This is a genomic window from Streptomyces sp. NPDC001068 (assembly GCF_042897315.1).
Taxonomy (GTDB): Bacteria; Actinomycetota; Actinomycetes; order Streptomycetales; family Streptomycetaceae; genus Streptomyces.
Genome location: NZ_JBIAYD010000006.1, coordinates 231684 through 257598 on the forward strand (window position 1 = coordinate 231684; position 25915 = coordinate 257598).

The 25915-nt window shown below is 72.2% G+C and carries 24 protein-coding genes, 2 tRNA genes and 2 pseudogenes; 12 read left to right on the forward strand and 16 right to left on the reverse strand.

Annotation, left to right across the window (positions count from 1 at the left end; translation table 11 throughout):
- Position 1: 1 nt before the first annotated feature.
- From ACFY3I_RS18680 to ACFY3I_RS18690, 3 genes are all read left to right on the forward strand, one after another.
- Positions 2 to 607 carry a lytic polysaccharide monooxygenase gene (locus ACFY3I_RS18680; protein ID WP_390861524.1) on the forward strand — a complete coding sequence of 202 codons (606 nt, stop codon included), beginning with the start codon at positions 2 to 4 and terminating at the stop codon, positions 605 to 607.
- Between the two features lie 130 nt (positions 608 to 737).
- Positions 738 to 1268, forward strand: coding sequence for a DUF3592 domain-containing protein (locus ACFY3I_RS18685; protein ID WP_390861525.1), 531 nt, complete (start codon positions 738 to 740; stop codon positions 1266 to 1268).
- A 31-nt stretch (positions 1269 to 1299) separates the two neighbouring features.
- Positions 1300 to 2970, forward strand: a complete 1671-nt coding sequence (locus ACFY3I_RS18690) for an AMP-binding protein (RefSeq protein WP_390861526.1) — start codon at positions 1300 to 1302, stop codon at positions 2968 to 2970.
- A 56-nt stretch (positions 2971 to 3026) separates the two neighbouring features.
- Here ACFY3I_RS18690 and ACFY3I_RS18695 read toward each other — a convergent pair.
- The 6 genes from ACFY3I_RS18695 to ehuB all read right to left on the reverse strand — a co-directional run bounded on the left by ACFY3I_RS18695 (position 3027) and on the right by ehuB (position 7287).
- Positions 3027 to 3100, reverse strand: a tRNA-Lys gene (locus tag ACFY3I_RS18695).
- 97 nt (positions 3101 to 3197) lie between these two features.
- The gene (locus ACFY3I_RS18700) at positions 3198 to 3956 is read right to left on the reverse strand and encodes an IclR family transcriptional regulator (RefSeq protein ID WP_390861527.1); all 759 of its coding nucleotides are present in this window, start codon (positions 3954 to 3956) and stop codon (positions 3198 to 3200) included.
- A 269-nt stretch (positions 3957 to 4225) separates the two neighbouring features.
- Entirely contained in the window at positions 4226 to 5008 is a 783-nt protein-coding gene (gene ehuA / locus ACFY3I_RS18705) for an ectoine/hydroxyectoine ABC transporter ATP-binding protein EhuA (RefSeq protein WP_390861528.1), read from the reverse strand.
- Positions 4998 to 5648, reverse strand: a complete 651-nt coding sequence (gene ehuD / locus ACFY3I_RS18710; protein WP_390861529.1) for an ectoine/hydroxyectoine ABC transporter permease subunit EhuD — start codon at positions 5646 to 5648, stop codon at positions 4998 to 5000. Before ehuD ends, ehuA begins: the two co-directional genes overlap by 11 nt.
- Complete coding sequence (gene ehuC / locus ACFY3I_RS18715; RefSeq protein WP_390861530.1) at positions 5645 to 6361, reverse strand: ectoine/hydroxyectoine ABC transporter permease subunit EhuC; 717 nt, start codon at positions 6359 to 6361, stop codon at positions 5645 to 5647. The genes ehuD and ehuC overlap by 4 nt, the downstream gene beginning before the upstream one ends.
- Positions 6358 to 7287, reverse strand: a complete 930-nt coding sequence (ehuB, locus tag ACFY3I_RS18720; RefSeq protein WP_390861531.1) for an ectoine/hydroxyectoine ABC transporter substrate-binding protein EhuB — start codon at positions 7285 to 7287, stop codon at positions 6358 to 6360. The genes ehuC and ehuB overlap by 4 nt, the downstream gene beginning before the upstream one ends.
- A 47-nt stretch (positions 7288 to 7334) precedes the next feature.
- On the opposite strand from ehuB, the gene ACFY3I_RS18725 reads away from it, so the two are divergent.
- Positions 7335 to 7829: a DUF3830 family protein gene (locus ACFY3I_RS18725; protein ID WP_390861532.1), complete on the forward strand. Its 495-nt coding sequence runs from the start codon at positions 7335 to 7337 to the stop codon at positions 7827 to 7829.
- Positions 7830 to 7841: 12 nt separating this feature from the next.
- On the opposite strand, the gene ACFY3I_RS18730 is transcribed toward ACFY3I_RS18725, so the two are convergent.
- Both ACFY3I_RS18730 and ACFY3I_RS18735 read right to left on the reverse strand, forming a co-directional pair.
- Positions 7842 to 9248, reverse strand: a complete 1407-nt coding sequence (locus ACFY3I_RS18730) for an amidase (protein WP_390861533.1) — start codon at positions 9246 to 9248, stop codon at positions 7842 to 7844.
- 21 nt (positions 9249 to 9269) lie between these two features.
- On the reverse strand, positions 9270 to 10223 hold the full coding sequence (locus ACFY3I_RS18735; protein WP_390861534.1) for a D-2-hydroxyacid dehydrogenase: 954 nt from the start codon (positions 10221 to 10223) through the stop codon (positions 9270 to 9272).
- 158 nt (positions 10224 to 10381) lie between these two features.
- On the opposite strand from ACFY3I_RS18735, the gene ACFY3I_RS18740 reads away from it, so the two are divergent.
- The 3 genes from ACFY3I_RS18740 (at position 10382) to ACFY3I_RS18750 (ending at position 13143) form a co-directional block, all read left to right on the forward strand.
- Positions 10382 to 11179 (forward strand): aspartate/glutamate racemase family protein, encoded by a 798-nt coding sequence (locus ACFY3I_RS18740; protein WP_365293060.1) that lies wholly within the window; start codon positions 10382 to 10384, stop codon positions 11177 to 11179.
- The gene (locus tag ACFY3I_RS18745; protein ID WP_390861535.1) at positions 11176 to 11907 is read left to right on the forward strand and encodes an aspartate/glutamate racemase family protein; all 732 of its coding nucleotides are present in this window, start codon (positions 11176 to 11178) and stop codon (positions 11905 to 11907) included. Before ACFY3I_RS18740 ends, ACFY3I_RS18745 begins: the two co-directional genes overlap by 4 nt.
- Positions 11908 to 12045: 138 nt before the next feature.
- Positions 12046 to 13143, forward strand: coding sequence for an LLM class flavin-dependent oxidoreductase (locus ACFY3I_RS18750; protein ID WP_365293055.1), 1098 nt, complete (start codon positions 12046 to 12048; stop codon positions 13141 to 13143).
- Here ACFY3I_RS18750 and ACFY3I_RS18755 read toward each other — a convergent pair.
- On the reverse strand, positions 13113 to 15038 hold the full coding sequence (locus ACFY3I_RS18755) for a putative bifunctional diguanylate cyclase/phosphodiesterase (protein WP_390861536.1): 1926 nt from the start codon (positions 15036 to 15038) through the stop codon (positions 13113 to 13115). The two genes, ACFY3I_RS18750 and ACFY3I_RS18755, sit on opposite strands and share 31 nt — an antisense overlap.
- A gap of 350 nt (positions 15039 to 15388) precedes the next feature.
- Between ACFY3I_RS18755 and ACFY3I_RS18760 the strand changes: the two genes are divergently transcribed.
- Entirely contained in the window at positions 15389 to 16603 is a 1215-nt protein-coding gene (locus tag ACFY3I_RS18760) for a M6 family metalloprotease domain-containing protein (RefSeq protein WP_390861774.1), read from the forward strand.
- A gap of 90 nt (positions 16604 to 16693) precedes the next feature.
- Here the strand turns inward: ACFY3I_RS18760 and ACFY3I_RS18765 are convergent.
- From ACFY3I_RS18765 to ACFY3I_RS18775, 3 genes are all read right to left on the reverse strand, one after another.
- Positions 16694 to 16767 (reverse strand) — tRNA-Lys (locus ACFY3I_RS18765).
- Positions 16758 to 17366: a bifunctional DNA primase/polymerase gene (locus ACFY3I_RS18770; protein WP_390861537.1), complete on the reverse strand. Its 609-nt coding sequence runs from the start codon at positions 17364 to 17366 to the stop codon at positions 16758 to 16760. Before ACFY3I_RS18770 ends, ACFY3I_RS18765 begins: the two co-directional genes overlap by 10 nt.
- Before the next feature lie 140 nt (positions 17367 to 17506).
- Positions 17507 to 17872 carry a hypothetical protein gene (locus tag ACFY3I_RS18775; protein WP_365293051.1) on the reverse strand — a complete coding sequence of 122 codons (366 nt, stop codon included), beginning with the start codon at positions 17870 to 17872 and terminating at the stop codon, positions 17507 to 17509.
- Between the two features lie 255 nt (positions 17873 to 18127).
- Here ACFY3I_RS18775 and ACFY3I_RS18780 point away from each other — a divergent pair.
- From ACFY3I_RS18780 to ACFY3I_RS18790, 3 genes and pseudogenes are all read left to right on the forward strand, one after another.
- Positions 18128 to 18556, forward strand: a pseudogene (locus ACFY3I_RS18780) (recombinase family protein); the annotation flags it as partial.
- Positions 18557 to 19067: 511 nt separating this feature from the next.
- Positions 19068 to 19154, forward strand: a pseudogene (locus tag ACFY3I_RS18785) (hypothetical protein); the annotation flags it as partial.
- Positions 19155 to 19205: 51 nt separating this feature from the next.
- Positions 19206 to 19775, forward strand: a complete 570-nt coding sequence (locus tag ACFY3I_RS18790; protein WP_390861790.1) for a hypothetical protein — start codon at positions 19206 to 19208, stop codon at positions 19773 to 19775.
- A 218-nt stretch (positions 19776 to 19993) separates the two neighbouring features.
- Here the strand turns inward: ACFY3I_RS18790 and ACFY3I_RS18795 are convergent, their stop codons facing one another.
- Genes ACFY3I_RS18795 through ACFY3I_RS18810 form a run of 4 tightly spaced genes read right to left on the reverse strand, consistent with a single transcriptional unit; the run spans position 19994 to position 24975 of the window.
- Entirely contained in the window at positions 19994 to 21334 is a 1341-nt protein-coding gene (locus ACFY3I_RS18795) for an AAA domain-containing protein (RefSeq protein WP_390861538.1), read from the reverse strand.
- Complete coding sequence (locus ACFY3I_RS18800) at positions 21331 to 22920, reverse strand: hypothetical protein (protein WP_390861539.1); 1590 nt, start codon at positions 22918 to 22920, stop codon at positions 21331 to 21333. The genes ACFY3I_RS18795 and ACFY3I_RS18800 overlap by 4 nt, the downstream gene beginning before the upstream one ends.
- Positions 22911 to 24125 carry a hypothetical protein gene (locus ACFY3I_RS18805; RefSeq protein WP_390861540.1) on the reverse strand — a complete coding sequence of 405 codons (1215 nt, stop codon included), beginning with the start codon at positions 24123 to 24125 and terminating at the stop codon, positions 22911 to 22913. Before ACFY3I_RS18805 ends, ACFY3I_RS18800 begins: the two co-directional genes overlap by 10 nt.
- Complete coding sequence (locus ACFY3I_RS18810) at positions 24022 to 24975, reverse strand: phosphatase PAP2 family protein (RefSeq protein WP_390861541.1); 954 nt, start codon at positions 24973 to 24975, stop codon at positions 24022 to 24024. The genes ACFY3I_RS18805 and ACFY3I_RS18810 overlap by 104 nt, the downstream gene beginning before the upstream one ends.
- 223 nt (positions 24976 to 25198) lie before the next feature.
- Here ACFY3I_RS18810 and ACFY3I_RS18815 point away from each other — a divergent pair, with 223 nt between their 5' ends.
- Positions 25199 to 25795, forward strand: a complete 597-nt coding sequence (locus tag ACFY3I_RS18815; protein ID WP_390861542.1) for a histidine phosphatase family protein — start codon at positions 25199 to 25201, stop codon at positions 25793 to 25795.
- The last annotated feature ends 120 nt before the right edge of the window (positions 25796 to 25915 follow it).

Consider the following 25915-nt stretch of genomic DNA (forward strand, 5'->3'; position numbering starts at 1 on the left):
CATGCGTAAACGGACCAAGATCTCGGCCGTCGTGCTCGGTGTGGCGACCGCCGGAGCCTTCGCGCTCTCCACCGGCGGTGCCAGCGGGCACGGCTACACCGACCTGCCCATCAGCAGGCAGAAGCTCTGCGCCAACGGCACCGTGGCCAACTGCGGCGACATCCAGTGGGAGCCGCAGAGCGTCGAGGGCCCGAAGGGCTTCCCGGCCTCCGGGCCCGCCGACGGTCAGCTCTGCAACGGCGGGCTGAGCAGGTTCGCCCAGCTCAGCTCGCCCAAGACCCCGGCGGGCGGGGCCTGGCCGACGACGAAGGTGACGGGCGGGCAGTCGTACACCTTCCGCTGGCAGTTCACCGCGATGCACGCCACGACCGACTTCAAGTACTACGTCACCAAGACGGGCTGGAACCAGAACCACGCCCTCGCCCGCTCCGACCTCAACACCACCCCGTTCCTCACCGTCCCCTACAACGGCCAGCGCCCGCCGGCCACCCTCAGCCACAGCGGCACGCTGCCGTCGGGGCTGAGCGGTCACCACGTGATCCTGGCGGTCTGGACGATCGCCGACACGGGCAACGCGTTCTACGCCTGCTCCGACGTCACGTTCTGACCGGCTTCGTTCGACGGCTGGGTAACATCCGGCTGATCTGAGCTTCGCTTGAGGCCCTGCAGCAGGTCACGGGGGTACGTTCCCGCCACGCCGGTCGGTCGGACCGGTGTTCGGAACCGGGGGGACAGCCATGGGCCTGCTGCAAGCGTTCTTCTACATCATTCCCGGCCTCTTCGTCGTTCTCGGGGTCCTCGGGTTGGTCAGGACCCTGAAGCGGTCGCGGCAGATCAGCCGGACGTGGCGGTACGGCCGTACGGCCGAGGCGCGCTGTCTGCGGATCTACGCGACGACCAGCGGCGGCGGGGAGACCGCCGTGACCACCACCCGGCACCACGTGCTCGAGTTCACCACGACCGAGGGGCGGGTGGTCCGCATCGACGAGACGGGCGGCGGACTGCGGACCGTCGTCGAGGGCGACTTCGTGACGGTGTACTACCTGCCGGAGGTCCCCGAGAGGGCCACGGCCCAGCCGCCCGCGCGGGGGAGGCTGGCCGTGGGGACCGGGTGCTCGGTGGTGTTCCTCACGGTGTTCATCGGGTTCGCGGTGGCCTTCATGATCGGGGTGTCCTGGGGCTTCTCGCAGATGGGGACGGGGACGGACGACACGCCGCCGTGCGTGTCGGGTCAGCCCGTGGAGCCGGGTCCGTTCACGGAGTGTTGATCTGACGCTCCGTCAGCTATGCTCCCGCCTCATGGCCTTCGAGGGGCGCACGATCGCCGAGGCCGTGGCCGCCCGCTGGGGTGATCACCGGCCCGGGCTCTGGTTCGAGGAGCAGGTGCTGACGCACCACGAGGTCGCCGGGGGAGCCGCCGCCCGCGCCGCCCTGCTGCGGGACCTGCTGCCGGCCGGCGCCGTGCCCCACGTGGGCGTACTGCTCGACAACACACCGGAGTTCCCGCTCTGGCTGGGGGCCGCCGCGCTCGCCGGGGCGGCCGTGGCCGGGATCAACCCGACCCGGCGCGGGCCGGAGCTGGCGCGGGACATCCGGCACACCGAGTGCCCGGTCCTGGTCACCGAGCGGGCCCGGCTGCCGCTCCTGGCCGGGCTCGACCTGCCCGGGGTACGGCTGCTCGTCACCGACGACCCGGCGTACGGCACGCTGCTGGCGCCCTACCTAGGCGCCTTCCCGGACGCCTCGCGGGCCGCCCCCGGCGACCGGATCCTGCTCTACTTCACCTCCGGTTCCACCGGCGCCCCCAAGGCCGCCCTCTGCTCCCAGGGCAGGCTCACCGCCGCCGGGAAGTCGCTCGCCGCGCAGTTCGGGGTCGGTCCCGAGGACGTGCACTACATCTGCATGCCGATGTTCCACGGCAACGCCGTGATCGCCGACTGGGCGCCGGCGCTGACCGCGGGGGCCGGGGTCGCGCTGCGGCGGCGGTTCTCCGCGTCGGGCTTCCTGGCCGACGTGCGGCGCTACCGGGCGACGTACTTCACCTACGTCGGCCGCGCGGTGCAGTACGTCCTCGCCACCGAGCCGCGCGCCGACGACCGGGACAACCCGCTGCGGCTCGGCTTCGGCACGGAGGCCGGGGCGGTGGACGCGGCCGCCTTCGAGGAGCGGTTCGGAGTGCGGCTGGTCGAGGGGTACGGGTCCTCGGAGGGCGGCGCGGCGGTCCAGTGGTCGCCGGGGACACCGGCGGGCGCGGTGGGACGGGCGGCACCCGGTCTCGTCGTCCTCGACCAGGGGACGGGCCGGGAGTGTCCGGCCGCCGCCTTCGACGCCGGAGGGCGGCTGCTCAACGGGGAGCAGGCGATAGGCGAGCTGGTGAACCGCGCGCCCAACCCCTTCGAGGGGTACTGGCGCAACCCCGAGGCGGAGGCCGAGCGGCGGCGGGGAGGCTGGTACTGGACCGGGGACCTGTTCTACCGGGACGACGACGGCTACCTGTACTTCGCGGGGCGCACCGACGACCGGATCCGGGTCGACGGGGAGAACCTGGCCGCCGCGGTGATCGAGAACATCCTGGCGCGGTACGGGGGCGCCGACGCCGTCGCCGTGTACGGGGTGCCGGACCCGGTGACCGGGGACCAGGTGATGGCGACCGTCGCCGGGCGGTTCGAGCCGCTGGACTTCGCCGAGTTCCTGCTGGCCCAGCCCGACCTGGGGACCAAGATGGCGCCCCGGTTCGTGCGGGTGGTGGAGCGGATGCCGGTGACCGCGACGAACAAGATCCAGCGGGCCGCGCTGCGGCGCGAAGGGGTGCGCTGCGCGGACCCCGTGTGGTGGCGGCCGCCGGGCGAGCAGGTCTACCGCAGACTGTCGGCCGAGGACGCCGAAGGGCCTCTCGTCTCGCCGAGGGGGCCTTCGGAGGGGGGTGCGGGTGGCGGAGCCCCCACCGCGCGCGGCCCAGCCGCGCAATGACAGAGAGGGCGAGCCGGGTCCGCGTTCTCCGCGGACGAGGCTCGCCCTCGTCATCGTGCGCCGCCAGGGACTCGAACCCCGGACCCGCTGATTAAGAGTCAGCTGCTCTAACCAACTGAGCTAGCGGCGCGTGACTCCCGCCGAACCGTTCGATCTGCGTCTCGCGGTCGGCGACGAAGAAAATAGTACCTGGTCCGCGGGGGTGCTTCCGACCAGCCGCGGCCGGCTCAGATGGCGAGGGAGAGCAGCACCGGGGCGGCGCCGCGGTTCAGGGTCTCGGCGGCCTGCCGGAGCCGGTGCGCGTGCTCGACCGGCAGCGACAGCGCCAGGCAGCCCACCGCCGAGCCGGCCGTGATCGGCACCGCCGCGCACACCGTGCCGATCGCGTACTCCTGGAGGTCCAGGACCGGCACGGTCGGCGGCTGCGCCGCCAGCCGGGAGAGCAGCAGCTTGTCGCTGGTGATGGTGCGCGAGGTGAGGCGGGCCATCTTGTGCCGGGAGAGATGGTCGCGGCGGCCGTCGTGGTCGAGCTGGGTGAGCAGGCTCTTGCCGATCGCGGTGGCGTGCGCGGAGGAGCGGAAGTCCACCCACTCGTTGACCGCGGGGGCGCCGGGGCCCGCCGCGTACGGACCGATCCGCACCTCGCCGTCGACGTACCGGCTGAGGTAGACCGCCGCGCCGACCGAGTCGCGCAGCCGGTCCAGGGTCAGCTGGAGCCGCTCGCCGAGGGCGTGCTCCCGGTCGTGCGCGGAACCGAGCCGGCGCAGGGTCTCACCGGTGACGTGGACGCCGTCGGCGACCTGCTCGACGTAGCCCTCACGGCGCAGCATGCGCAGCAGCCCGGTCAGCCGGTCGGGGTCCAGGCCCGTCGCGCGGGCCAGCTCGGTGTCGGTGGCGCCGTCGGCGTGCCCCGCCACCGTCTCCAGGACGCGCAGCGCGTCCTGCGCGGAGTGGTACGGGGCGGTCGGCTCGTGCTTCAGCGCCACGGTGAGTCCCCCTGCGCTCGCTCGGCGATGCTGTTGCGGCAGCACTGCTTGGGCCGTGATCCGGCCGGCGGATCCTCTCCACGATAACGGCCGACGGCCCGAAGCGGAGGGGGTGTTGGCGAGATTTCGGCCCTCCGAGCTGCGGCGACGACCTTGTGGCATATGCCAGCGGAATGAGCTGACCGCCCGACCTCGGGTGATCGAGCGTTCACCTCCTGTAATCACGGAGCCGCGCCACGAATCTTTTGGGTCGGTTCGTGGTGGGACGCTCACAGCACCGCGCTGAGGAACTCCCGGGTCCGCTCCTGCTCGGGCTCGCTGAAGATCCGCTCCGGCGGGCCCGCCTCGATGATCCGGCCCGCGTCGAACATCAGGACCTGGTCGGAGATGTCCCGGGCGAAGTTCATCTCGTGGGTCACGCAGAGCATGGTGATGTCGGTGGTGCGGGCGATGTCCCTGAGCAGGTCGAGGACGCCCGCGACCAGCTCCGGGTCGAGCGCCGAGGTCACCTCGTCCAGGAGCAGCACCTTCGGCCGCATGGCCAGGGCCCGGGCGATCGCCACCCGCTGCTGCTGGCCGCCGGAGAGCCGGGTCGGCCGCTCGTCGGCCTTGTCGGCGAGGCCCACCAGGTCGAGCAGCTCCCGGGCGCGCTCCTCCGCCTCGTCCTTCGACAGGCCGAGCACGGTCACCGGGGCTTCCGTGAGGTTGCGCAGCACGCTCATGTTCGGGAACAGGTTGAACTGCTGGAAGACCATCCCGATCTGCTTGCGGACCTCCCGCAGCTCCTTCTCCGACGCGGGGAAGAGCCGCTGACCGTCGACGGTGATGGTGCCCGAGTCCGGCTTGGTCAGGGTCATCAGCAGTCTGAGGATCGTGGTCTTGCCGGAGCCGGAGGGCCCGATCAGGGTGACGTGCCGGCCCGCCTGCACGCCGAGGTCCAGGCCGTCCAGGATGGTGTTGTCCCCGAACCGCTTGGTGACCCCCTCGATGCGGATCAGCTCGGTGGACGCCGTGTCGGAGGTGTTCGGCTGCTTGCTGGTCTCAACGGACAAGGCGACGCTCCAGGGTGCGCAGAAGAAGGGAGGCGAGGTAGGAGATGACGATGAAGGCGACGCCGATCACCGTCACCGGCTCGGTGAACTGGAAGTGCTGCTGGGAGAAGAGCCGCGCCTGCCCGAGCATCTCCAGGACGGTGATCGACATCAGGATCGGCGTGTCCTTGAGCATCGAGATCACGTAGTTGCCGAGCGGCGGCACCACCCGGCGCAGCGCCTGCGGCAGGATCACCACCGTCCAGGTCCGGCGGGCCGGCAGGTTCAGCGCCGTCGCCGCCTCCCACTGGCCGACGGGCACGGCCTCGATGCCGGCCCGGTAGACCTGCATGGTGTACGTCGAGTAGTGCAGGCCGATCGCGAGGACGCCGGTGGTCAGCGCCGAGAACGTCAGCCCCCACTCGGGCAGCACGTAGAACAGGAAGAACAGCTGCACCAGCAGCGGGGTGTTGCGGACGAACTCGGTCACCACGCCCACCGGCCAGCGCACCCACCTCGTCGGCGTGCGCATCAGCAGCGTCCACACCAGCCCCAGCGAGAACGAGATCAGCGAGCCGAGGAACAGCGCCTCCAGGGTGACCAGCAGGCCGTCCCAGAAGTGCGGCATGAACTCGCTGACGGCACTCCAGTCCCACTTCACGCCACACCACCGACCCCGGTCGTCTGCGCGCGCTTCGCCTCGCGTGCGCCGTGTTCACTGCCCGGGTCCTTGCCGATCCCGGCCTTCAGCCGCTTCTCCAGTCCGCGCATCAGCCGGGTGATGGCGAAGGCGATCACGAAGTAGATCAACAGCAGGTAGGTGTAGATGTGCGCGCTCTCCTGCAGGGCCAGGCGCACCAGGTTGCCGCTGAACGCGAGGTCGCCCATGCCGGTGATGGACACCAGCGCGGTGCCCTTGAGCAGTTCGACCAGCAGGTTGCAGAAGGAGGGGATCATCTCCGGCACCGCCTGCGGCAGCAGGATCAGCCGCAGCCGCTGCCAGGGCGTGAAGCTGAGCGCGATCCCGCCCTCCTGCTGCGCCGGGTCGACCGCGTTCAGCGCGCCGCGCACGATCTCCGAGCCGTACGCGCCGTAGGTCAGACCGAGGGCGAGGGTGCCCGCCCACAGCGGCACCAGCTGCCAGCCGAAGGCGACCGGCAGCACGAAGAACACCCAGAAGATCATCACCAGTGCCGAGGTGCCGCGGAACACCTCGGTGTAGAAGCCGGCGAGGAACCGGACGATCCAGAACCGGCTGGTCCGGGCCACACCCACCACGAACGCCACGGCCGTCATCAGCAGCCCGCTCAGCACGAGGAGCTGGACGGTCGTCCAGGCCCCCTTGAGCACGAGGTCCCACAGTCCCGAGGTCATCCGCTCTTCCCTTCCCCGCACAGCCCTTTCGCCGTCAGGTGGGTCATCTCGGCCTGGGTGAAGCCGAACGGCCGCAGGATCCGCAGGAGTTCGCCGCTCTTCTTGAGCTTGTGCAGCTCCACGTTGAAGGCGTCCCGCAGCCTCGTCTCGGCCGACCGGAACGCGAAGGCGCCGCCGTCCACGTGCGGTTTGCCGCCGACCAGCGGCGCGAAGGCCTCGGTCGCCTCGGTCCTGGCGGACTTCTTGACCACCTCGCGGACGGTGACCGCGGTCCCGGCGAAGACGTCCACCCGCCCGGCCTCCACGGCGTTCATCCCGGCGACCTGGTCCGGGACGATCAGGATGTCGCTCTCCTTGTACCCGGCCTCGACCGCGTACTGGATCTCCGCGTACCCGGTCCCGGTCGCGAACTTCGCCTTCTTGGCGACGACGTCCTTGTAGTCGTGCAGACCCTTGGGGTTGCCCTTGCGGACGACGAACGAGTCGAGCATCTGGTAGTCGGGGTCGGCGAAGATCACCTGCTGGCAGCGCTCGGGATTGACGTACATCCCGGCGGCCACGACGTCGAACTGCTGCGAGTTCAGCCCGGGTATCAGCGATCCGAACTCGGTCGGCACCGGCTGCACCTCGTCGACCCCGAGCCGCTTGAAGACCGCCTTCGCCAGCTCCGGTGCCTCACCGGTGAGATGGCCGTTCCTGTCGATGTAGCCGAACGGGATCTCGCCGGCTATCCCGAGCCGTACGACACCCTCGGCGCGCAGTCGTTGCAGCAGGTCACCGCCGTCGGTGCCGGCCGCGGTGGCCACGCGGGTGCAGCCGGCGAGGGCGAGTGCGCCGAGGGCGGCGGCACCCGCGAGCACCGCCCGCCTTGTTTGTCTGAATTCATTCCCAGATGTGTCCGTATCGTTCCCAAGTGGTGGAGCCATGGCGGCGCGGCTACCCGAGGCCAGTCGGGTTATGCATCATGGATCGCATGGCCGATCGATTCATCGAAGTCTCGCTGGTCGAACGCGAGGTCAGAGCCACCGCCCGGCTGCTGGACGACCGCGCCCCGGTGACCTGTGCCGCCGTCTGGGACGCCCTGCCGCTCGCCGGCGACGTCTACCACGCGAAGTACGCCCGCAACGAGATCTACGCCCTTTTCCCGCCATTCGCCGCGGCCGAGCCGCCCCTGGAGAACCCGACCGTCACCCCCGTCCCCGGCGACCTCTGCTACTTCTCCTTCACCGGCGCCGAGTTGGGCACGAAGGCCTACGGCTACGACCGTGAGGTGCGCCCCGGTACCACGGTCGTCGACCTGGCCCTCTTCTACGAACGCAACAACCTGCTGCTCAACGGCGACGTGGGCTGGGTGCCGGGGATCGTCTGGGGCGAGGTCGTCGCAGGCCTGCCGGAACTCGCCGAGGCCTGCAACGACCTGTGGCGCACGGGGGCGGCGGGGGAGACCCTGGCCTTCCGCCGGGCCTGACCGCGCGCCGCGTCAGACCGCGACGGCGTGGTCCCGCGGCACCGGCGCCACACCCGCCTCGTACAGCGCGTGGGCCGCCCGCAGCACCAGGTCGTCCCGGTGCCGGGCGGCCACCAGCTGCAGGCCCACCGGCAGCCCGTCACCGTCCACCCCCACCGGTACGGTCGCGGCCGGCTGCTGGGTCAGGTTGAAGGGGTACGTGAACGGCGTCCACCCCGTCCAGCGGCGCGAGCCGGACCTCGGCGGCACCTCCGCCCCCGCCTCGAACGCCGTGACCGGCAGGGTCGGCGTCACCAGCAGGTCGTACCGCTCGTGGAACAGGCCCATCCGGCGGCCCAGGTCCATCCGGACGTCCACCGCCGCCAGGTACTCCAGAGCGCTCAGCCGGGCCCCCTGGGCGCTGATCTCCCGCAGCCCGGGGTCGAGCAGCTCCCGCTGCGCGGGCGACAGCCGCTGGGTCACCCGGGCCGCGCCCGCGAACCACAGGGCGTGGAAGGCGTCCACCGGGTCGCTGAAGTCGGGGTCGGTCTCCTCGACGAACGCGCCCAGTCCGGCCAGCTCCGCCACCGCCCGCCGTACCGCCGCCGCGACCGCGGGGCGCACCGCCACCTGACCGCCGAGCGTCGGCGAGAACGCCACCCGCAGGCCCCGCACCCCGCCGCCGAGGCCCGCCGAGAAGGAACCCGGCGCGGGGGCGGACGCCGACCAGTCCCGGGCGTCCGGTATGCCGATCACGTCCAGCAGCAGGGCCGCGTCGGCCGCGTCCCGGGTCATCGGGCCCACGTGCGACAGCGTGCCGAAGGCGCTCGCCGGATACAGCGGGACGCGGCCGTACGTCGGTTTCAGGCCGAAGATCCCGCAGAAGGCCGCCGGGATGCGTACGCTGCCGCCGCCGTCCGTGCCGAGCGACAGCGGCCCGGCGCCCAGGGCGACGGCCGCCGCGCTGCCGCCGCTGGATCCGCCGGCGGTGCGCGAGGTGTCGTACGGGTTGCGGGTGATGCCGGAGAGCGGGGAGTCGGTCACACCCTTCCAGCCGAACTCGGGGGTGGTGGTCTTGCCGACGAACACGGCGCCGTGTTCCCGCAGCCGGGCGACCGACGGCGCGTCCTCGTCCCGACTCCCGTCCGCCGAAACGGTCCTGGAGCCGCGCAGGGTCGGATGGCCGCGCAGCAGCAGGATGTCCTTGACCGTCACCGGGACCCCGTCGAGCAGGCCCCTGGGCTCGCCCCGCCGCCACCGCTGCGCCGACTGGGCCGCCTGTGCCAGGGCGTCCTCCTCGGTGAGGCGGACGAAGGCGTTGACCTCCGGCTGGATCCGGGCCGCCCGTTCCAGGACCGCCCGGGTGGCGTCCACCGGGCTGAACCCGCCCGAGCGGTAACCGTCGAGGAGCTGCCGGGCGGTGAGATCGGTGAGCTGCATGAGGGGCACCCTCTCGAGAGGTCAGTGACCGGGCACGTAACCGCGCTTCTTGTCGACCACGTTCACCAGAGACCTGCCCGCCGCCCACCGCTCGTACAACTCCAGGAACTGAACGCCCAGTTCGTCCCGCCAGCCGACGGTGTCCCCGCTCATGTGCGGCGAGACGATGAGGCCGGGCGCCTCCCACAGCGGGCTGTCGGCGGGCAGCGGCTCGGCGTTGAACACGTCCAGGGCCGCGGCGGCGATCCAGCGCCGGGTCAGCGCCGTCACCAGCGCGTCCTCGTCGACCAGTTGGCCGCGGCCGACGTTGATGAAGGAGGCCGAGGGCTGCATCACGCCGAAGCGGTGCGCGTCGAACATGCGGAAGGTCTGCTCGGTCAGCGGTGCGGCGGCGATCACCCAGTCCGCGCGGGACATCAGCCGGTCCAGGTCGTCGGGGCCGTGGATGCCGGTGCGCGGGACGCGGCCGACCAGCGCGGTCGTGATGTCCAGCGCCTTGAGGGTGCGGACGACGGCCCGGCCGATCGGGCCGGAGCCCACCACGCACGCCCGGGTGCCGGCGACCCGGCGCGCCTCGCGGTGCCGCCAGATCCGCTCGCGCTGGAGGCCGAGGGACCCCGGCAGGTCCTTGGCGATCGCCAGCACCAGCGCGGCCACGTACTCCGCGATGGGCCGGTCGAAGATCCCGCGCGCGTTGGTCACGACCGTGTCGGACGCGGCCAGTTCGGGGCACATCAGATGGTCGACGCCCGCGCTGGCGGTGTGCACCCACCGGGGTCGCGGCCCCGGTCCCGGCCAGGCCTCGCGGACGGCGTGCGAGGTGAAGTCCCAGACGAGGAGGGCGTCGGCCGAGGGCAGCCGGGCCGCCAGGCCCGCCGCGTCCGTGTGCACGATCCGGGCACGGCCGGTGAGGCGGCCGAGCCGCGGCGGCGGATCGGCGTCGAGGACCAGCAAGGTGGGCACGGGCGGCGTCATTCGGGGCGGTCTCCCGGCGTCCGGCAGCGTCTGACATGGGCGGATGGAACGTCTGAGATGCGCGGATTGACCACGCTCGCACCCGAACCTACCTTCGTCAACACGGGCGTGACCATCGACCGTTGCCCCTCGACTTCCAGTGAGGCCGGTGACTTCCCATGGACGTCTCCTTTCTGGGCGGACCCCGTCCGCAGCGCGGTGTCGGAGTCGTGGCGCCGTTCGACTTCGCCCTGGACCGCGAGCTGTGGCGCTGGGTCCCCGACGACGTGTCGCTGCACCTGACCCGGACACCGTTCGTGCCCGTCGAGGTCAGCCTCGACCTGGCCCGGCTGGTCAGCGAGCACGAGACGCTCGGCGAGGCGGTGCGCGCGCTGACGGCCGTCGCCCCCGAGGTGATCGCCTACGCCTGCACCTCCGGCAGCTTCGTCGGCGGGATCGCCGGGGAGCGCGCGATGTGCGAGGCGATGAGCCGCTCCGGCGCGGTGCCCGCGCTCACCACCTCCGGCGCGCTGCTCGCCGCGCTGACCGAGCTGGGCGTACGACGGCTCGCGCTGGTCACCCCGTACACCGTCTCGGTGACGCGGGTGCTGGAGGAGTACGTGGCCGAGGCGGGCGTCCAGGTCGCCGGGGTCGCGTTCATGGGGCTGACCCGGCACATCTGGCAGGTGCCGTACCGGGACGTGGTCGCCATGGCCCGGCGGGCGGTACGGCCCGGAGCCGCCGACGCCCTGTTCATCTCCTGCACCAACCTGCCCACCTACGACGTCATCCCCCAGCTGGAGGCCGAGCTGCGCCTGCCCGTCCTGTCGGCCAACCAGGTCACGATGTGGGCGGCGCTGCGCAGGCTGGGTACCCGAGCCGTTGGGCCCTATCAGACGCTGGTCCGTCATCCGGACGGAACGGCGCCGCGGGAGTGGCCCGTACTGCCGGAAGAACAGCAGGAAGGGTGGACATGACAGCGCTCGGAATCCTCTATCCGGGACACTCCGCGGAGGACGACTACCCGCGCATCGAACAGCTCCTCGGCAGCGACATCCGCCTGGACGTCGTCCACACCGACATCGGCGAGGACGCGCACAGGGAGGACGCGCTGCGGGAGATGGGATCGGCGCACCGGCTCGCGGCCGGAGTGGACGAACTCCGGCTCGCGGGCGCGGACGCGGTGGTGTGGGCGTGCACCAGCGGCAGCTTCGTGTACGGCTGGGAGGGCGCCCACCAGCAGATCCGTGACCTGGCCCGGGCGGCGGGGCTGCCTGCCTCCTCCACGTCCTTCGCGTTCGTGCACGCGGCACGGGAGCTCGGGGTACGGCGGGTGGCGGTCGGCGCCACCTACCCCGACGACGTGTCCCGGCTCTTCGCGGACTTCCTGCGAGCCGGAGGACTGGAGGTCACCGAGGTCCGCTCGTCGGGGATCGTCACGGCGGCGGAGGTGGGGACGTGGGGGGAGGAGGAGGTGCTCACGCTGGCGCGGACCGCGGACGCGGGGGACGCCGAGGCGGTGCTCCTGCCGGACACCGCCCTGCACACGGCGGCCCACCTGCCGCTGCTGGAGAAGGCGCTGTCCAAGCCGGTGCTCACGGCGAACCAGGTGACCGTGTGGGAGGGTCTGCGGCTGGCCGACCGCCGGGTGAACGAACCGGCGCTGGGCACCCTGTTCACCCGCCAGCCCATCGTCCAGGCCTGACGGACCGCGGACCAGGGGGCTCCGCCCCCTGGTCCCGGCGGGGCTCCGCGTCCGGGCCCGGGCCGGCGGGAATAACCGGAGCCCTCCTCCTGTTACCGCCCCCGTACAGCTCATGGTCGTGAACAGGAGGCTCTCACCGTGTCGGCAGACGAGATCCGGGGCACCACGCACGGGACCGCCCCCGTCCCCCTCTCCGTACTGGACCTGGTGACCGTGGGCACCGGCAGTACCGCCACCGACGCGCTGCGCACCGGCGTGCGCCTCGCACGGCTCGCCGAGGCGCGCGGGTTCCACCGGTACTGGGTCGCCGAGCACCACTCCATGCCGGGAGTGGCCTCCTCCTCGCCCGCCGTGATCCTCGCCCACCTCGCCGCGCACACCGAGCGCATCCGGCTGGGTTCGGGCGGTGTCATGCTGCCCAACCACGCCCCGCTCGTCATCGCCGAGCAGTTCGGCACGCTGGAGGCGATGGCCCCGGGACGGGTCGACCTGGGCCTCGGCCGGGCGCCGGGCACGGACGGGGCCACCGCGGCCGCCCTGCGCCGCACCCAGACCCTCAACGAGGGCGCCGACGACTTCCCGCAGCAGCTCGCCGAACTCACCCGGTTCCTGGACGACGACTTCCCCGACGGGCACCCCTACGGACGCATCCACGCCATCCCCGGGCCCGTGCAGAGCACCAGCCCCGGCGGCGTGCAGTCACCGCACCGGCCGGTCGTCTGGCTGCTCGGCTCCTCCGGCTTCAGCGCCCGGCTCGCCGGCATGCTCGGGCTGCCGTTCGCCTTCGCCCACCACTTCTCCGCGCAGAACACCATCCCGGCCCTGGACCTCTACCGCGAGTCCTTCCGGCCGTCCGCCGTCCTCGACGAGCCCTACGCCCTCATCGGCGTCTCCGCGCTCGCCGTGGACGAGGAGCGCGAGGCCCGGCGCCAGGTGCGGGCCGGCGCGGTGAACATGCTGCGGCTGCGCACCGGGCGGCCCGGCCTGTTCCCGGACCCGGACGAGGTAGAGAACCACGAGTTCTCCCCGATGGAGGAGGAGTTCGTGCGGTCCTGGACCGCCAACATCGTGCACGGCACCGCCGACGAGGTGCGCGCGGGTCTCGACGACCTCCACAAGCGCACCGGCGCCGACGAGCTGATGCTCACCACCCACGCCCACCGCGGTGAGCTGCGGCTGCGCTCCTACGAACTGATCGCCGACGCCTACGGCTTGCCGACCGGGGTCTCCGCGTAGGTCCGGGTGTCCAGCAGCTCGGAGATGCGGTCCGGTGCCACCGGCCGGGAGTAGAGCCACCCCTGGCCGGTGTCGCAGCCGATGTGCCGCAGCCGCGAGGCCTGCGCCGAGGTCTCGACGCATTCGGCGGTGACGGTCAGGCCCAGCCGGTGGGCCAGCTGGATCATGGCCTCCACCACGACCTCGTCGGCGGGGTTCGGGCGGTCGCCCGGGTCGTCGTACTGGAAGCCCCGGACGAAGGAGCCGTCCAGTTTGAGGACCGACACCGGGAGCCGGCTGAGGTAGGCGAGGTTGGAGTAGCCGGTGCCGAAGTCGTCGATGGCGATGCGGACGCCCATGTCGCTGAGGGCCTGGAGGGCCTGCAGCGGCCGGCCGGCCGAGCCCATCACCGCCGACTCCGTCAGCTCCAGCTGGAGCAGATGCGGTGCCAGACCGGTCTCGGCGAGGGTCTCCGCCACGTCCGCGACCAGGTCGGAGTCCCAGACCTGGCGCACGGCGACGTTCACGCTCACGAAGATCGGCGGCTCGCCGGGGTGGTCGAGCTGCCACCGGCGCGCCTGGCGGCAGGCGGTGGTCAGGGCCCAGCGGCCGAGCGGGACGATCGAGCCGTCCTCCTCCGCCAGTGCGATGAACCGATTCGGCGTCAGGGTGCCGAACTGCGGGTGGTTCCACCGGACCAGGGCCTCGACCCCGCTCAGCCGGCCGTCGCCCATGCCCACCAGCGGCTGGTACTCCAGCACGAACTCGCCGCGTTCGATGGCCGGGCGGAGGGTCGAGGAGAGCGCCTGCCGGGTGACCAGGTGGGCGTTGCGCTCCGGGTCGAAGAGGGTCCAGCGGGACTTGCCGTCCGCCTTCGCCCAGTAGAGGGTCGTGTCGGCGGCCTGCATCAGGCCGGTGGCCGTCGTACCCGCCGCGTGGCGCTCCACCACCCCGATCGAGGCCGACAGCGAGAGCCGCTGGCCGGCCAGGTCGAACGGCGCCTGGAGAGCCGCCAGCGCCGACTCGGCCAGATCGGCCAACTGTTCCGTGCCCGTCGAGTCCTCGACCAGCAGGGCGAACTCGTCGCCGCCGAGCCGGGCCACCAGCGGCGCTCCGGCCCGCGCGAAGCCGGCGTCGTCGGCGATCCGGGTCAGCCGTTCGGCGACGGCGGCCAGCAGCCGGTCGCCCACCCGGTGGCCGAGGGTGTCGTTGACCGCCTTGAAGCCGTCGAGGTCCAGGTAGCACAGGCCGATGCGGCCGGTACCGCTCTGCTCGTAGGACTCCGCCTCCAGCGCGGCGGAGAGGCGTTCGAAGAACAACGTCCGGTTGGGCAGCCGTGTCACCGGGTCGTGCATCTGCAAGTGCCGCAGCCGGGCCTGGAGTTCGCGGCGGGCGCTGATGTCGGAGACCGACAGCAGCACGCCCGGGGTGTCCTTCGCCAGCGGGGAGACGGTGACCTGGACCCAGAGGGAGTGCCCGTCGGGGTGCTTGATCCGCCGGGCGCAGCGCAGCTTGGCCTGCCGGCCGCGCAGCACCTCGCGGTAGGCGTGCCAGGTGCGGGCGTCGGAGGCCAGGTCCACCAGGTCCGCGGCGATCCGCCCGGTCAGGCCGGCCGGGTCGGCGCCGATCAGGGTGCCGAACGCCGCGTTGGCGGTGGTGACCAGGCCCGCGCGGTCGACGACGGCCATGGGGAGGGCGGCGGCCGTGAAGACGTGCTCGTACGTCGCCGGATCCGGCGTGTCGACCGCCGTCCCCGTCGTCCGCGCAGTCCCGGTCGCCGGTGTCGTCCCCGTTGTCTCGCCTGTCTTCGGGTCGGTCGTCTCGTCGTACGACTTCCGACAGGTGTTGTCACTCTCTGTGACGGCGGACCGGTCGAGGTCTGCCGCGGGCGTCGGCCCTTCGGACGTTCCGCTCACCGCTCGCTCCCGCAGTGCACTCGATCTCTGTCCGTGCAGGAAAGTGTGCCGATCATAGAGGCTGGCCCGAGGGCCTTCCAGCCACTGTCCAGTGTCCATGATGAAGCACCGGTTCTGACAGATCGTTTCTGCCCGCACCTGGACGGGTTCTTGAGTCGTTTGGCCACTTGTGACGTTCCGTGAGTTTCTCGGGGTGTCGGCCGTTCGGGTCCCTCACTCTTCTGGTGCAGATAAACAGGTCATAAAATGACAAATGCGCACAGGCTGGGTGGCGGTGTCCCGCGAACCGCCCCGGAGGTCCTTCCGTGCCGCGTCTCCTGCTGCGCAGCACCGCCGCCGTGTTCACCACGATGTCGGCGCTCGTCGCAACGACCATCCTGACCGGACCGTCGGTCGCCGAGCCGTTCTCCACGGCCCCCTGCGCCCTGCACCGCACCGACGCGCACCACTCCGAGGGCGTCGACACCTGGAACGCCGGCTACACCCGACCCACCCGTCCGCTCTCGGCCGTGATGGTGTTCCTCTCCTTCCCGGACGCGCCCCCGCGCACCACCCCGGCGGAGCTGGCGGCCGATCACTTCCCGGCCACCAGCCGCTACTTCGAGCAGGCCTCCTACGGGAAGTTCACCATCCGGCCGCATCCGCTGACGCACTGGCTGCGGATGCCCCGGCCGTCGGCCGCCTACGGGATGAGGCGCGACTGGAGCCTGGCGCTGCGGGCCGCCTACCTGCGGGACGCGTTCGCGGTGGCCGACCCCGAGGTCGACTTCTCGCGCTACGACGTCGTGTACTTCGTGGCCGACCCGGACGCGCCCGGCGTGGACTCCGACGCCACGAAGGTCGTCAACCTGGACGTCCCGGTGCACGTCGACGGCACGGACGTCCGCCGGGTCGTCACCGTCTTCGAGCGGCATCCGCCGGACCGGCTGGTTCTCGCCCATGAGACCGGGCACGTCTTCGATCTCCCCGACCTCTACCACCGGCCGGTGGACGGCAAGGGCGACTGGGACACCTACGTCGGCGACTGGGACCTGATGGGCAGCCAGTTCGGGCTGTCCCCGGACCTCTTCGCCTGGCACAAGTGGAAACTCGGATGGCTGGATCCGCGCCAGGTGGTCTGCGTGCAGGGGGCCGGCCCGAGCCGGCTGACCCTGGAGCCGCTGTCCGCCGGACCGGGGGCACCGGCACGGGGCGCCGCGGGCGCGCCGGCGTTCGGGCTCGGCGACGGCACCAAACTGGCGGTGGTGCGCACCGGGCCGGACACCGTGCTGGCCTTCGAGGCGCGGGGTACGTCCGGAAACGACAGCGCGGCCTGCCGGGAGGGCGTCCTCGTCTACCGGGTCCGCGACGAGACGGCCTCCGGCAGTGGCCCGATCGAGGTGATCGACGTGCATCCGCGCACCGAGGCCTGCTGGGAGAACTCCGTCTACCCGCCGCTGGCCGACGCGCCGGTCGCCCTCGGCGAGAGCTTCACCGTCCCGGGGGACGGCGTACGGGTCGAGGTGGAGGGGCGTACGGCGTCCGGCGCGTGGAATGTGAAGATCACACCGGGGGAGCTGGACTGACCCGAGGGCGGCGGCCGGGCCGACGGGTTCCGGCACCGGGAAACACGAGAGGCCAAGCTCACAGGAGCTTGGCCTCTCGCCTTCTTCGCGTGCGCCGCCAGGGACTCGAACCCCGGACCCGCTGATTAAGAGTCAGCTGCTCTAACCAACTGAGCTAGCGGCGCCTGCTGACGTCGTAGACATTAGCATCCTGATCGGCGGGAGGAAAAATCGATATCCGCACCGCCGAGCGGGCCGCCCGCACCGCGGCCCAGAGCAGGACCTCCGGCCCGGGCAGCCACGGGTGCCGGGTCTCCGGGGCGACCAGCCAGCGCGTGCCGGCCGGGGCCGGGGACGGGTCGGCCCGCAGGGCCGGGACGGTCACCGCGTCGCCGGTGCCGTGGCACAGCAGCGACGGTACGGCCTGGCCCCGGCCGCCCCACTCCTCCCAGTCCAGCAGCGACGGCAGCCGGGCGGCGGTGCCGGGGGCCGCGAACAGGAGCATCCGGCCCCGGAACACCGCGACCGGCCCGGAGCCCGGCCCCTCCTCCCACAGCCGGTCCAGCATGCGGCGGCCGAACACCGCCGGGGTGTTCACCACGTCGAACACGGCGCCGCAGGGCAGCACGACCGGGGCCTTCGGGCGCTCCTCCCAGAGGGCGAGCGTGCTTCGCGGATACGTTCCTGCCGAGGCGAGCCAGGCGGCTCCGTCGGAAGTGACCCCGACGGCGTCGGTGCGGTCGCCGGGGCCGTGCGGGGACGTCTCGTACGGTTCGCTGGTCATGGGAGATTGATACCGAGCGTGCGTCGGCGCTCGCGGTGAGTTGCGGAAAACCGGGACGGGGTGCGGCCGAGCGGGTATCTTGCCCGCCTGGCAACCACCTGGCATATGCCGGACGTGGCGGACACCGCCCCGCCGGACCGCTAGACGGGCTCCGCCGGCTCCGCGTCCTCGCTGCCCTTCAGCAGGTCACGGCCGAACTCCACCATCTTCTTCGCGTAGTCCTCGGTCCACTCGGCCCGCGCGGCGATGTCGGCCGGGGTCAGGCGGTCGAAGCGGCGCGGGTCGGCGAGCTGGGCGGCGGCCATCGCCTGGAACTCCACCGCCCGGTCGGTCGCCACCCGGAACGCCTGGGTCAGCTCGGTCGCACGGGTCAGCAGCGCCCCGGGGTCGTCCAGCGACTCCAGTCCGAAGAAGTGCTCCGGATCGGCGACCGCTGCGACCGGCTCGAAGAGCAGGTGCGCGGGGCGTAGCCGCGGTTCGTTCCGACGCGGCGTGGGCTCCGCCATGTCTGGTCCTCCTCGTACGGTTCTGTGCCTACGGCTCGACGGCCACCGTCCATTCTCTCGCGCCCACGCAACCCCACCCCAAGGCCACCGCCCGACTCCCCGCGCACGGGATCCCCGGGAGGTGGGCTGCTCGGTGAGATTGGCCGGAATCACGTGATTGGTATCTCACTCCTGAAAGGCTGAGATCACCCGATTTATTAAGAAGTGCCTGTAACGGAAGGTAGGGCCGTGTTCGGCGCACATCTCCTGCCCGGTATGCGAGTCCTCAAGGTGCGGCGTATCAGTCGTGACACCGAGGACAGTTCCGCCCTGCTGCGCCAAGGTGAGGAGTTGGACCGGGCCACCGTCGCATCCCGGTTCACCATTGCCGGAGACGTCGTGGACATCTGTGTCTCCGGCGCCGTCAACCTGGACGATCGACCGAAGCTGGGCCGGTGGATGAAAGACCCGCTCTGGCACGAGTGGGACACGATCATGGTCGCATCACTGGACCGGATCACCAGAGATCAGCATCACTGGGACAGGTTCGCCGAGCGCTGCCACAAAGGTGGCAAGGAGATTGTCTGCCTCGATGACCCGAGCCTGGACATTCACACGCCCACGGGCCGGATGATCGCGTACATCAAGGCAACTCAGGCGCAGGAGTACCGCGAAGCCATTGTGAAGAAGCGTCGGAGCCAGACGCAGTATTACCGGGACGCGAACCTGTGGGGCGGCGGTACATGGCCCTTCGGCTATCGGCCGATCGGCACGGACCACTACGGCAAGCAGCGGTTCAAGCTCGCGATCGACCCGGTGACTGGCCCCCTCGTCCGGGAAGCGTACGAACGTATCGCGGAGCAGGGATGGTCCATGGGCCGGCTCTGCACCGAGTGGAACGCTCGCCCGCGCCATCTCGAGGACTGCGCCGACCAGGAGAAGGAGACGCCGTGGTGCGACTGCCCGCGCGGTGTCCTGACCTCGCGGGACCACCAGCGGAGCAGCAACGCCCAGGAGGAGAGGGCGGGCGTCAGGACGCACGTCAAGGGGACCAGGTGGAGCACGTCCACTCTCGGCAAGATGCTGAAGAAGCCCACGCTCAAGGGCGTGGCCATGCACAGGGGTGAGCCGCTCCTCAGGGACGGGACGCCCGTCCGTTGGGCCGATCCGATTCTGACGGACGAGGGGAGTCCTGTACTGCCCGTGCGGCATGAAGATGTACGAGAACAGTTCCCAGGTGACCCTGCGGACCGGTGGGGCCAAGAAGCACCGGTACTTCCGCTGTGCCTCCTGGTCCAACGGCCGAGCGTGCCGATTCTCCACGTCGTGGCCACAGGAGGAGATCTACCGGGCTGTGGAGGAGTCGTTCCTCTCCAGGGCGGGAGACCAGTGCATCACTGAGCACTCGTACGTCCCCGGCAAGGACAACAGGGCTCGGATCAAAGAGCTGGAAGCAGCGATGGAGAACCTTTCCCAGGCCATTGCCCAGGCCTCCTCGTCAGTCGCCGTCACAGCGCTCACCGCGACGCTGGAACGTCATGCCACCAACCTGGCGACGCTTGGGGAGGAACCCTTCGTCCCCGGCCGCTGGGAGGAGACGAGCACGGGCCGGACCTACCGTGAGGAGTGGGAGCAGATGGCCGAATGGACCGAGCGCGGCCCGTTCCTCCGCAGAGCCGGCTTCCGGATCTTCCTCGTGGGCAGTCCCAAGATCGGGCTGTCCATCGGTCTCGTCACGCCGAGGGACCTGCAGGACCGGACGAGCGGTGCTCGGCAAGGCAGCTGGGTGTCGGGCGACGGCGAAGAGTACGAGCAGGCCGTCCTCGCGGCTTTCCGTAGCTTGCACGGCGAGCCGGCCGCGGTGACCGATCTGGGGAGAGCCGGGAGGGCCGCGCATCCTGGTGGCACTCCTGTGATCAGTTGATCACGGACATCGTGCCCCGGGGTGTGGCGATCCGCCTGACCCCGGTTGTCTCCGCGCCTGTCTCCGGAAATCTGCCGAGGGGCTCGTCCCGTTTTCGGTTCGACGAGGGCGTGTGGGCCCCTGCCCACCCACACGAGCTTCGGCAGCACCCGAGCGCACGAGCTTTCACAGCTGGTGTGACGGCGTCCCTGGAGCGACCGTCTGTGCGTTGCAGCAGCTCAGGGACGCCAGGACACGCGGTGTTCCAGCAGGTGGAGGTAGGTGGTGAACATCGCCTCCCAGCCGTCCGGGAACTTCACCAGGGTTCCGAGCTGGACGGGTTCCGTCGACGGGTAGTCGTCCAGGAGGTCGGGGACGCCGGCGCGGCAGACCACGACGCAGGCCTGACGGTGCCGGGAGGTCAGCACGCACAGGCGGCCGGTCTCCAGGTGGAAGGCGGTGGCGTCGGGGCGGCCGGAGAGCGGGTGCAGGACGACCGTCACGTCGTACTCGCGGCCCTGGAGGCGGTTCGCCGTGTCCACGGTGACGTCTCTCACCCCCAGCTCCGCCAGGGCCGCGCGGACCGCCGCCGCCTGGTCCCGGTGGGCGGTGCCGACGGCGATCCGGTCGGCGGTGAGGGGGGACGGATCGGGCGAGCGTTCGGACAGGGCCGCTCCGCCCCGGTCCAGGAGCCTTCGCACCACCGTCGCCACCGCGCGGACCGCCTCCGGGTCGGTGCGCGGGGTGTGCCGGGCGGGCAGCTCCAGCAGGCCCCAGCCGGACTCCGCCGCCTCGTCGATCACCCGGTCGGGCCCGGAGCCGTCGGAGCGGACGGCGAAGGACAGCCGCCGGTCGCCGTGGCCGGTGCCGCTGCGGAACGGGGTGTACGGGTAGAACGCGCGGGAGACCAGCGGGGCGGCGGAGGCGGGCAGCCGCCAGGAGACCGGGAGCCGGTGCTGGGGCAGGCCCGGGTTGTGGGCGAGGAGGGTGGAGACCGCCGACGCCGACGGGTCGTACGACAGGCCCGCCCACTGCTCGCTGCCCACCGTCGCGAACGGGTCCAGCTGGCCCGGGTCGCCCACGAACAGCGCCCGTTCGAACAGGCCGGCCACGGCCAGCAGCGAATCCGAGCGCATCTGGTACGCCTCGTCGACGATCGCGTGCCGCCAGGGCTCGTCCACCGTGACGTGCGCCCACTTCGCGGCCGTGGACAGCACCACCGGCGCCTCACGCAGGTCGGCCGCCTTCGCCGACTTGCGGACGTTCGGCAGGCCGTCCAGCGCCTTGTCGTAGGGATCCGCGTCACTGCTGTGCAGCCGGCCGACCGGCAGCTCCGGGTCCTTCTCGGCGAGCCGCAGGACCAGGTCGTCGACCTGCGCGTTGGTCTGCGCGACCACCATCAGCGGGCGGCCCGCGGCGGCCAGTTCCAGGGCGGCGCGGACCACCAGCGTCGACTTGCCCGCGCCCGGCGGGGAGTCCACCACCACGCCCCGGTCGCTGCCGTGCAGGGTGTCGTGGAGGATCGCGTCGGTGGCGCGGCCGGCGGCCGCACCCGGGTCGAAGCCGGTGTCGGCGGTCACAGCACGTCCTCCTCGGTCACCGCGTCGGCCGTCTCCGCCGCGGCCTCGCCCGGCGGGCCGCCGTGGGTCCACGGGGTCGCCTCGGGGTCGGGCAGCTTCGCCCCGCCGCGCTGCTCGTGTTCGAACAGGGTCCAGGTGAGCCGGTCGCCCTTCTCCGGGACCGACCCCGCCTCCGGCTCCTTGCCCCGGCCCATCCTGTCCAGGACCCGGAGCACCAGGACCCCCTCGGTCTCGTACCCGACGAACTCCATGGACTGCGGTTTGCCGCCCAGCGAGCGGTAGGCCTTCACGCGCTCCCCGAGATGCGGCCGGTCCTCCGTGCGCACGGTCACCAGTGGGCGCGGGCTGGGCCGCTTGCCCTCGCTGTGGGCCATGACGACATCGAGGACCTCGCCCGCGAACGCCTCCCCGGTCAGCCGTCGCCCCGCCATCACCAGCGGGTCGTCCAGCGCCTCCTGGGCGTCGAGGCGGGCCTGCTCGCGCTCACGGGTGGCCAGCTTGTTGGCGGCGGTGACCGCGTCGTCGCGGCGCGGCTGCGGCGGCTCACCGGCCAGCACCCGGTCCCGGTGGCCGGTGAACGACCAGCGGTCCCGGGTCCACCGCTCCTCGGCCCGGGCGCCCTCCGGGAGCCCGCGCAGCAGGTCCAGGCCCTGCCAGACCGCGTCCCAGGTGGGCCGCGTCCGGCTCGCGACCAGGTCGCGGATCTCCCGCTCGGCGGCGGTGAGGATCGCCAGCCGGTCGTCGGCCTGGAGACCGTCCTCGGCCCCCGCCAGCGCGGTGCGGGCGCGGTCGTACCGTTCGAAGGCCGGCGCCAGCAGCTTGTTGTCGAACGCCGGGTCGGTGGCCGGGCCGGCCGGCGGGCACAGCAACTGCCCGTCGCCGTCCCGCGCGAGCTCGGCCACCCGCGCGGCCGCGGCGCCGGTACTTCCCTCGGGCGGGGCGATCCAGGCGAGCAGCGCGCCCAGGTGCTGGTCCTCGACGCCGGACTGCCCGGTCGCCCAGTGCCGGGAGAGCAGGTCGGTCATGGCGAGGAGGAGGGAGGAGCCGGGGACGCGGGCGCGCTCGCCGAAGTGGGTGAGCCAGCGGCCGAGCAGCGGCACCCGGGGCGGGGCCGGGTAGGGCGTCTCCGGGTCCTGCTCGGCCGTGCGCCGGAAGCGCGTCGAGCGTCCCAGCAGCCGTACGTACTCGATGCCCGCGCGGCCCGGGACGATCAACTGGGGTGCGTCGGCGCAGAGTTCCACCTCGGCCTTGACCCGCTTGCCGGTCTCCGGATCGGTCTCCGTGCGCTCGGCGGCCTCGACGGAGTCGGCGTAGGACTCCAGGTGGGGCAGGACGACGTCGGCGAGCTCGGCGAGGAACGCGAACCGCAGGTCGCGGTCGCGCGGCTGGGGTACGACCAGCAGCCGCGGGGCGTCCCGGTCGGTGCCGACCAGGGCGCCGAGGGGCGCGCCCGCCTCGCCCGAGGTGGTGAGCGGCACGAGGACGAGGGGGTGTGCGGACAGGTGCCGGTGGCGGACGGTGGCGGCGGGCTGCGCGGTGCCCGTGCTCACGGCCTCGAGACGGGCGAGGGTGGTGATCAGGGACACATGACCCCCTGGGCGGCGAGCGCCTCGGCACGCAGGGCCGCCGCCCGGCGCAGGGTGGCAACCGCCGGGTCGTCCGGGTCGCCGCTGTCGCCGCGCGCCGCGGACAGGACGTCCTCGACGGTGGTCAGTGCGCCCAGTTCGGCGCGGACCGCGCGGCCGAGGGTGGTGACCTCGTCGGCCGCGCGGGAGCGCTGCCGGCAGTGGAAGGCCAGTTCGCAGGCGGACAGGCACTCGGGCGCGTACGTCGCCGGGACCGCGTCGACGGCCGCCGCCAGCCGCTCGGTGGGCAGTCCGGGGGCGAAGCAGGTGCCCTCCGGGAGGGTGTCGGCGATGTCCTGGATGCGGGTCAGCCGGGTCAGCTGGCGTGCGGTGACCGCGCGCTGCTTGCGGACGTCGACGGCGGCCGCGGTGGGCAGGTTGGAGAAGTCCTTGGGGCAGACCAGCAGCACGTCGTGGCGGACCCGTGGGGCGGGGTCGAGCCGGGACGCGACCTCCTCCAGGGCCAGTACGTACACCGCGGCCTGCCGGGCGGCCGCCCCGACCTTCGCCGGGTCCGCGGAACCGTCCAGCATGGGGAAGGACTTGATCTCGACGACCGTCCAGCTGCCGTCGGGGTGCACGACCACCGCGTCCGGCTCCAGGAACGCCGGTGAGCCGGCCACCTGGAGGGCCAGCATCGGGTGGTCGAGGAGAACCCAGCCGCCCGCGCCGCCCTGCCCCGTGCCGTCCGCGCCGCCCGCCGTGGCGGCCTCGCGCAGTGCCAGGGCCGTGCGGGCCGTACGGCCCTCGGGGCCGATCGCGGTCAGGTCGGGCACGGTGGCGCCGTCGGCGGGCTCGGCGCCCGGGTCGAGATGCCTGCGCACCAGCCGCAGCAACTCCGCGCCGCCGTCCGCCTTCACCTTCGCCTCGAAGGCGTTGCCCCGGGTCAGCGCGAACTGGGACTGGCCGAAGGCGGACGGTGAGCCGAGGGCGCCCGCCAGCGCGGTCTTGTCCACCCCGGCGCCGTCCAGGATCGCCCGCCGCCTGCACCCCGGGTTCGCGGCGAGCGCCGCGAGGGCACGCGCGTCGAGGGCCTTCGCGGGGACGTCGGGGCCGCGCAGCTCAGCGAGCCGGTGCCGGAGCGCCGTCCCCGGCGTCGGTGGGGGAGGCGTCCGGTTCGGCTCCGGGGGCGAGCCGGGACTCGCGCTGCGATGGAATTCGCTCACCCGCCGAAGTCTGGCATCCGCCACTGACATTCGGGGAAACCGTGTCTCCCGAGCGGGCCGCGACCAGTGAGGTGCCCCGGACCAGCCGGCTCCGGACGGCGCCCGCGGCCCGCGTCACGTACGGCTCGAGCAGGTAGCCGACGCCCATGACGAACACACCGGCGACCGCGTCCAGGAGGTAGTGGTTGGCCGTGCCCATGACCACGAGTGCGGTCAGCAGCGGATAGGCCACGCCGAGCACCTTGGTCAGGCGGTTGCCGCCGTGCCGCCAGAGCATGACCCCGCACCACAGCGCCCAGCCGCAGTGCAGGCTCGGCATCGCCGCGTACTGGTTGGTCATGCCGCCGAGTCCGCGCGGGGCGCTGGCGTCACCGCCCCACCAGCCGTACGAGCTGTACTGCGCCATGGTGTCGACGAAGCCGTACTTCGCCGCCAGCAGCCGGGGCGGGCAGGTGGGCAGCAGCGTGAAGCCGATCAGGCCTATGAAGGTGGACGTCATCAGCCAGGTGCGGGCCCGCCGGTAGATTTCGGCGCGCCTGCGGAACAGGAAGACCAGGATCAGCGGGGTGACCACGTAGTGCAGTGAGGCGTACCAGAAGTCGGCCGGAACACCGAGCCAGGCCTCGCGCGTGAACAGGCGGTTCAGCGGGTGCTCGGCGTTGAGGCGCAGGGTCTTCTCGATGCGCAGCACGGCCAGGCCGTGGTCGACGGCGGCCGAGGTGTCGCCCCGTGCGAGCAGGCGGCCGGCCGTGTAGCAGGCGTACACCAGCAGGATCAGCGGCAGCTCGGTCCACCAGCGCAGTCGGGTCGGCACGGTCACCTCGGTGCCCGGTTTCTCGGTCTGCGGCATCCGACTGCCTCCCCCTTCTCGTCCCTCGTCCGCGCGGCACCCGACGGGCCGACCGTGACACTTTACGTTGCGCGCATTCCCGCCCATGCGGGGCGCTCAGCCCTCAAAGACGCCGGGGCCGCCCGCCGGGTTGCCCGATCCCGGCGCGTTCCGGGCGTCTTCCCCGGGTGGGCGATGATGGAGGGGTCCCGCTTGTGAATTTCTCCCGAAGGGTTCGTCCTCCATGGCACCGCGCATCCTGCTGGCCCGGCACGGACAGACCGAGTGGTCGCTGTCCGGCAAGCACACCGGCAGGACCGACGTACCGCTCCTGGAGGAGGGCCGGCGGGGGGCCAAACTGCTCGGTGAGCGCCTGCACCGGCCGCCGTACGACGGCCTCGCGGACGCCGAGGTGCGCACCAGCCCGCTGGCACGCGCGCGTGAGACGTGCGAACTCGCCGGGTTCGGCGACCGGGCGGAGCGCTGGGACACGCTCATGGAGTGGGACTACGGCGTGTACGAGGGGCTGACTCCGGCGGAGATCCAGGCGGCCCGGCCGGGCTGGCTGATCTGGCGCGACGGTGTTCCCGGGGGCGAGACGACGGCCGAGGTCACCGCGCGCGCGGACGAGGTGGTGGCCTGGGCGCGCGCCGCCGACCGGGACGTGCTGGTCTTCGCCCACGGGCACGTACTGCGGTCGATCGGGGCGCGGTGGCTGGGCCTGCCGCTGGACTTCGCGGCACGGATCCGCCTGAACCCGACGTCACTGTCGGTGCTGGGGTGGGCCTACGGTGAACCGGCGATCGAGAGCTGGAACGACCTGGGACACCTGGCGGGCTGACGGCGCCCCGTCAGGGGCGCCGGGGGTCCCGGCCGAGAGCGGGGGGAGGAGCCGCGCGATCGGCTCCCACGCGCACGAGGGCGCACCCGCACCCGGGCCCCGCACCCGCGCGACTGCCTG

Coding starts and splice junctions, on each gene's coding strand:
- ACFY3I_RS18680 (WP_390861524.1), top strand. CDS start 2: ATGCGTAAACGGACCAAGATCTCGGCCGTCGTGCTCGGTGTGGCGACC.
- ACFY3I_RS18685 (WP_390861525.1), top strand. CDS start 738: ATGGGCCTGCTGCAAGCGTTCTTCTACATCATTCCCGGCCTCTTCGTC.
- ACFY3I_RS18690 (WP_390861526.1), top strand. CDS start 1,300: ATGGCCTTCGAGGGGCGCACGATCGCCGAGGCCGTGGCCGCCCGCTGG.
- ehuC (WP_390861530.1), bottom strand. CDS start 6,361: ATGACCTCGGGACTGTGGGACCTCGTGCTCAAGGGGGCCTGGACGACC.
- ehuB (WP_390861531.1), bottom strand. CDS start 7,287: ATGGCTCCACCACTTGGGAACGATACGGACACATCTGGGAATGAATTC.
- ACFY3I_RS18725 (WP_390861532.1), top strand. CDS start 7,335: ATGGCCGATCGATTCATCGAAGTCTCGCTGGTCGAACGCGAGGTCAGA.
- ACFY3I_RS18730 (WP_390861533.1), bottom strand. CDS start 9,248: ATGCAGCTCACCGATCTCACCGCCCGGCAGCTCCTCGACGGTTACCGC.
- ACFY3I_RS18735 (WP_390861534.1), bottom strand. CDS start 10,223: ATGACGCCGCCCGTGCCCACCTTGCTGGTCCTCGACGCCGATCCGCCG.
- ACFY3I_RS18740 (WP_365293060.1), top strand. CDS start 10,382: ATGGACGTCTCCTTTCTGGGCGGACCCCGTCCGCAGCGCGGTGTCGGA.
- ACFY3I_RS18745 (WP_390861535.1), top strand. CDS start 11,176: ATGACAGCGCTCGGAATCCTCTATCCGGGACACTCCGCGGAGGACGAC.
- ACFY3I_RS18760 (WP_390861774.1), top strand. CDS start 15,389: ATGTCGGCGCTCGTCGCAACGACCATCCTGACCGGACCGTCGGTCGCC.
- ACFY3I_RS18770 (WP_390861537.1), bottom strand. CDS start 17,366: ATGACCAGCGAACCGTACGAGACGTCCCCGCACGGCCCCGGCGACCGC.
- ACFY3I_RS18775 (WP_365293051.1), bottom strand. CDS start 17,872: ATGGCGGAGCCCACGCCGCGTCGGAACGAACCGCGGCTACGCCCCGCG.
- ACFY3I_RS18810 (WP_390861541.1), bottom strand. CDS start 24,975: ATGCCGCAGACCGAGAAACCGGGCACCGAGGTGACCGTGCCGACCCGA.
- ACFY3I_RS18815 (WP_390861542.1), top strand. CDS start 25,199: ATGGCACCGCGCATCCTGCTGGCCCGGCACGGACAGACCGAGTGGTCG.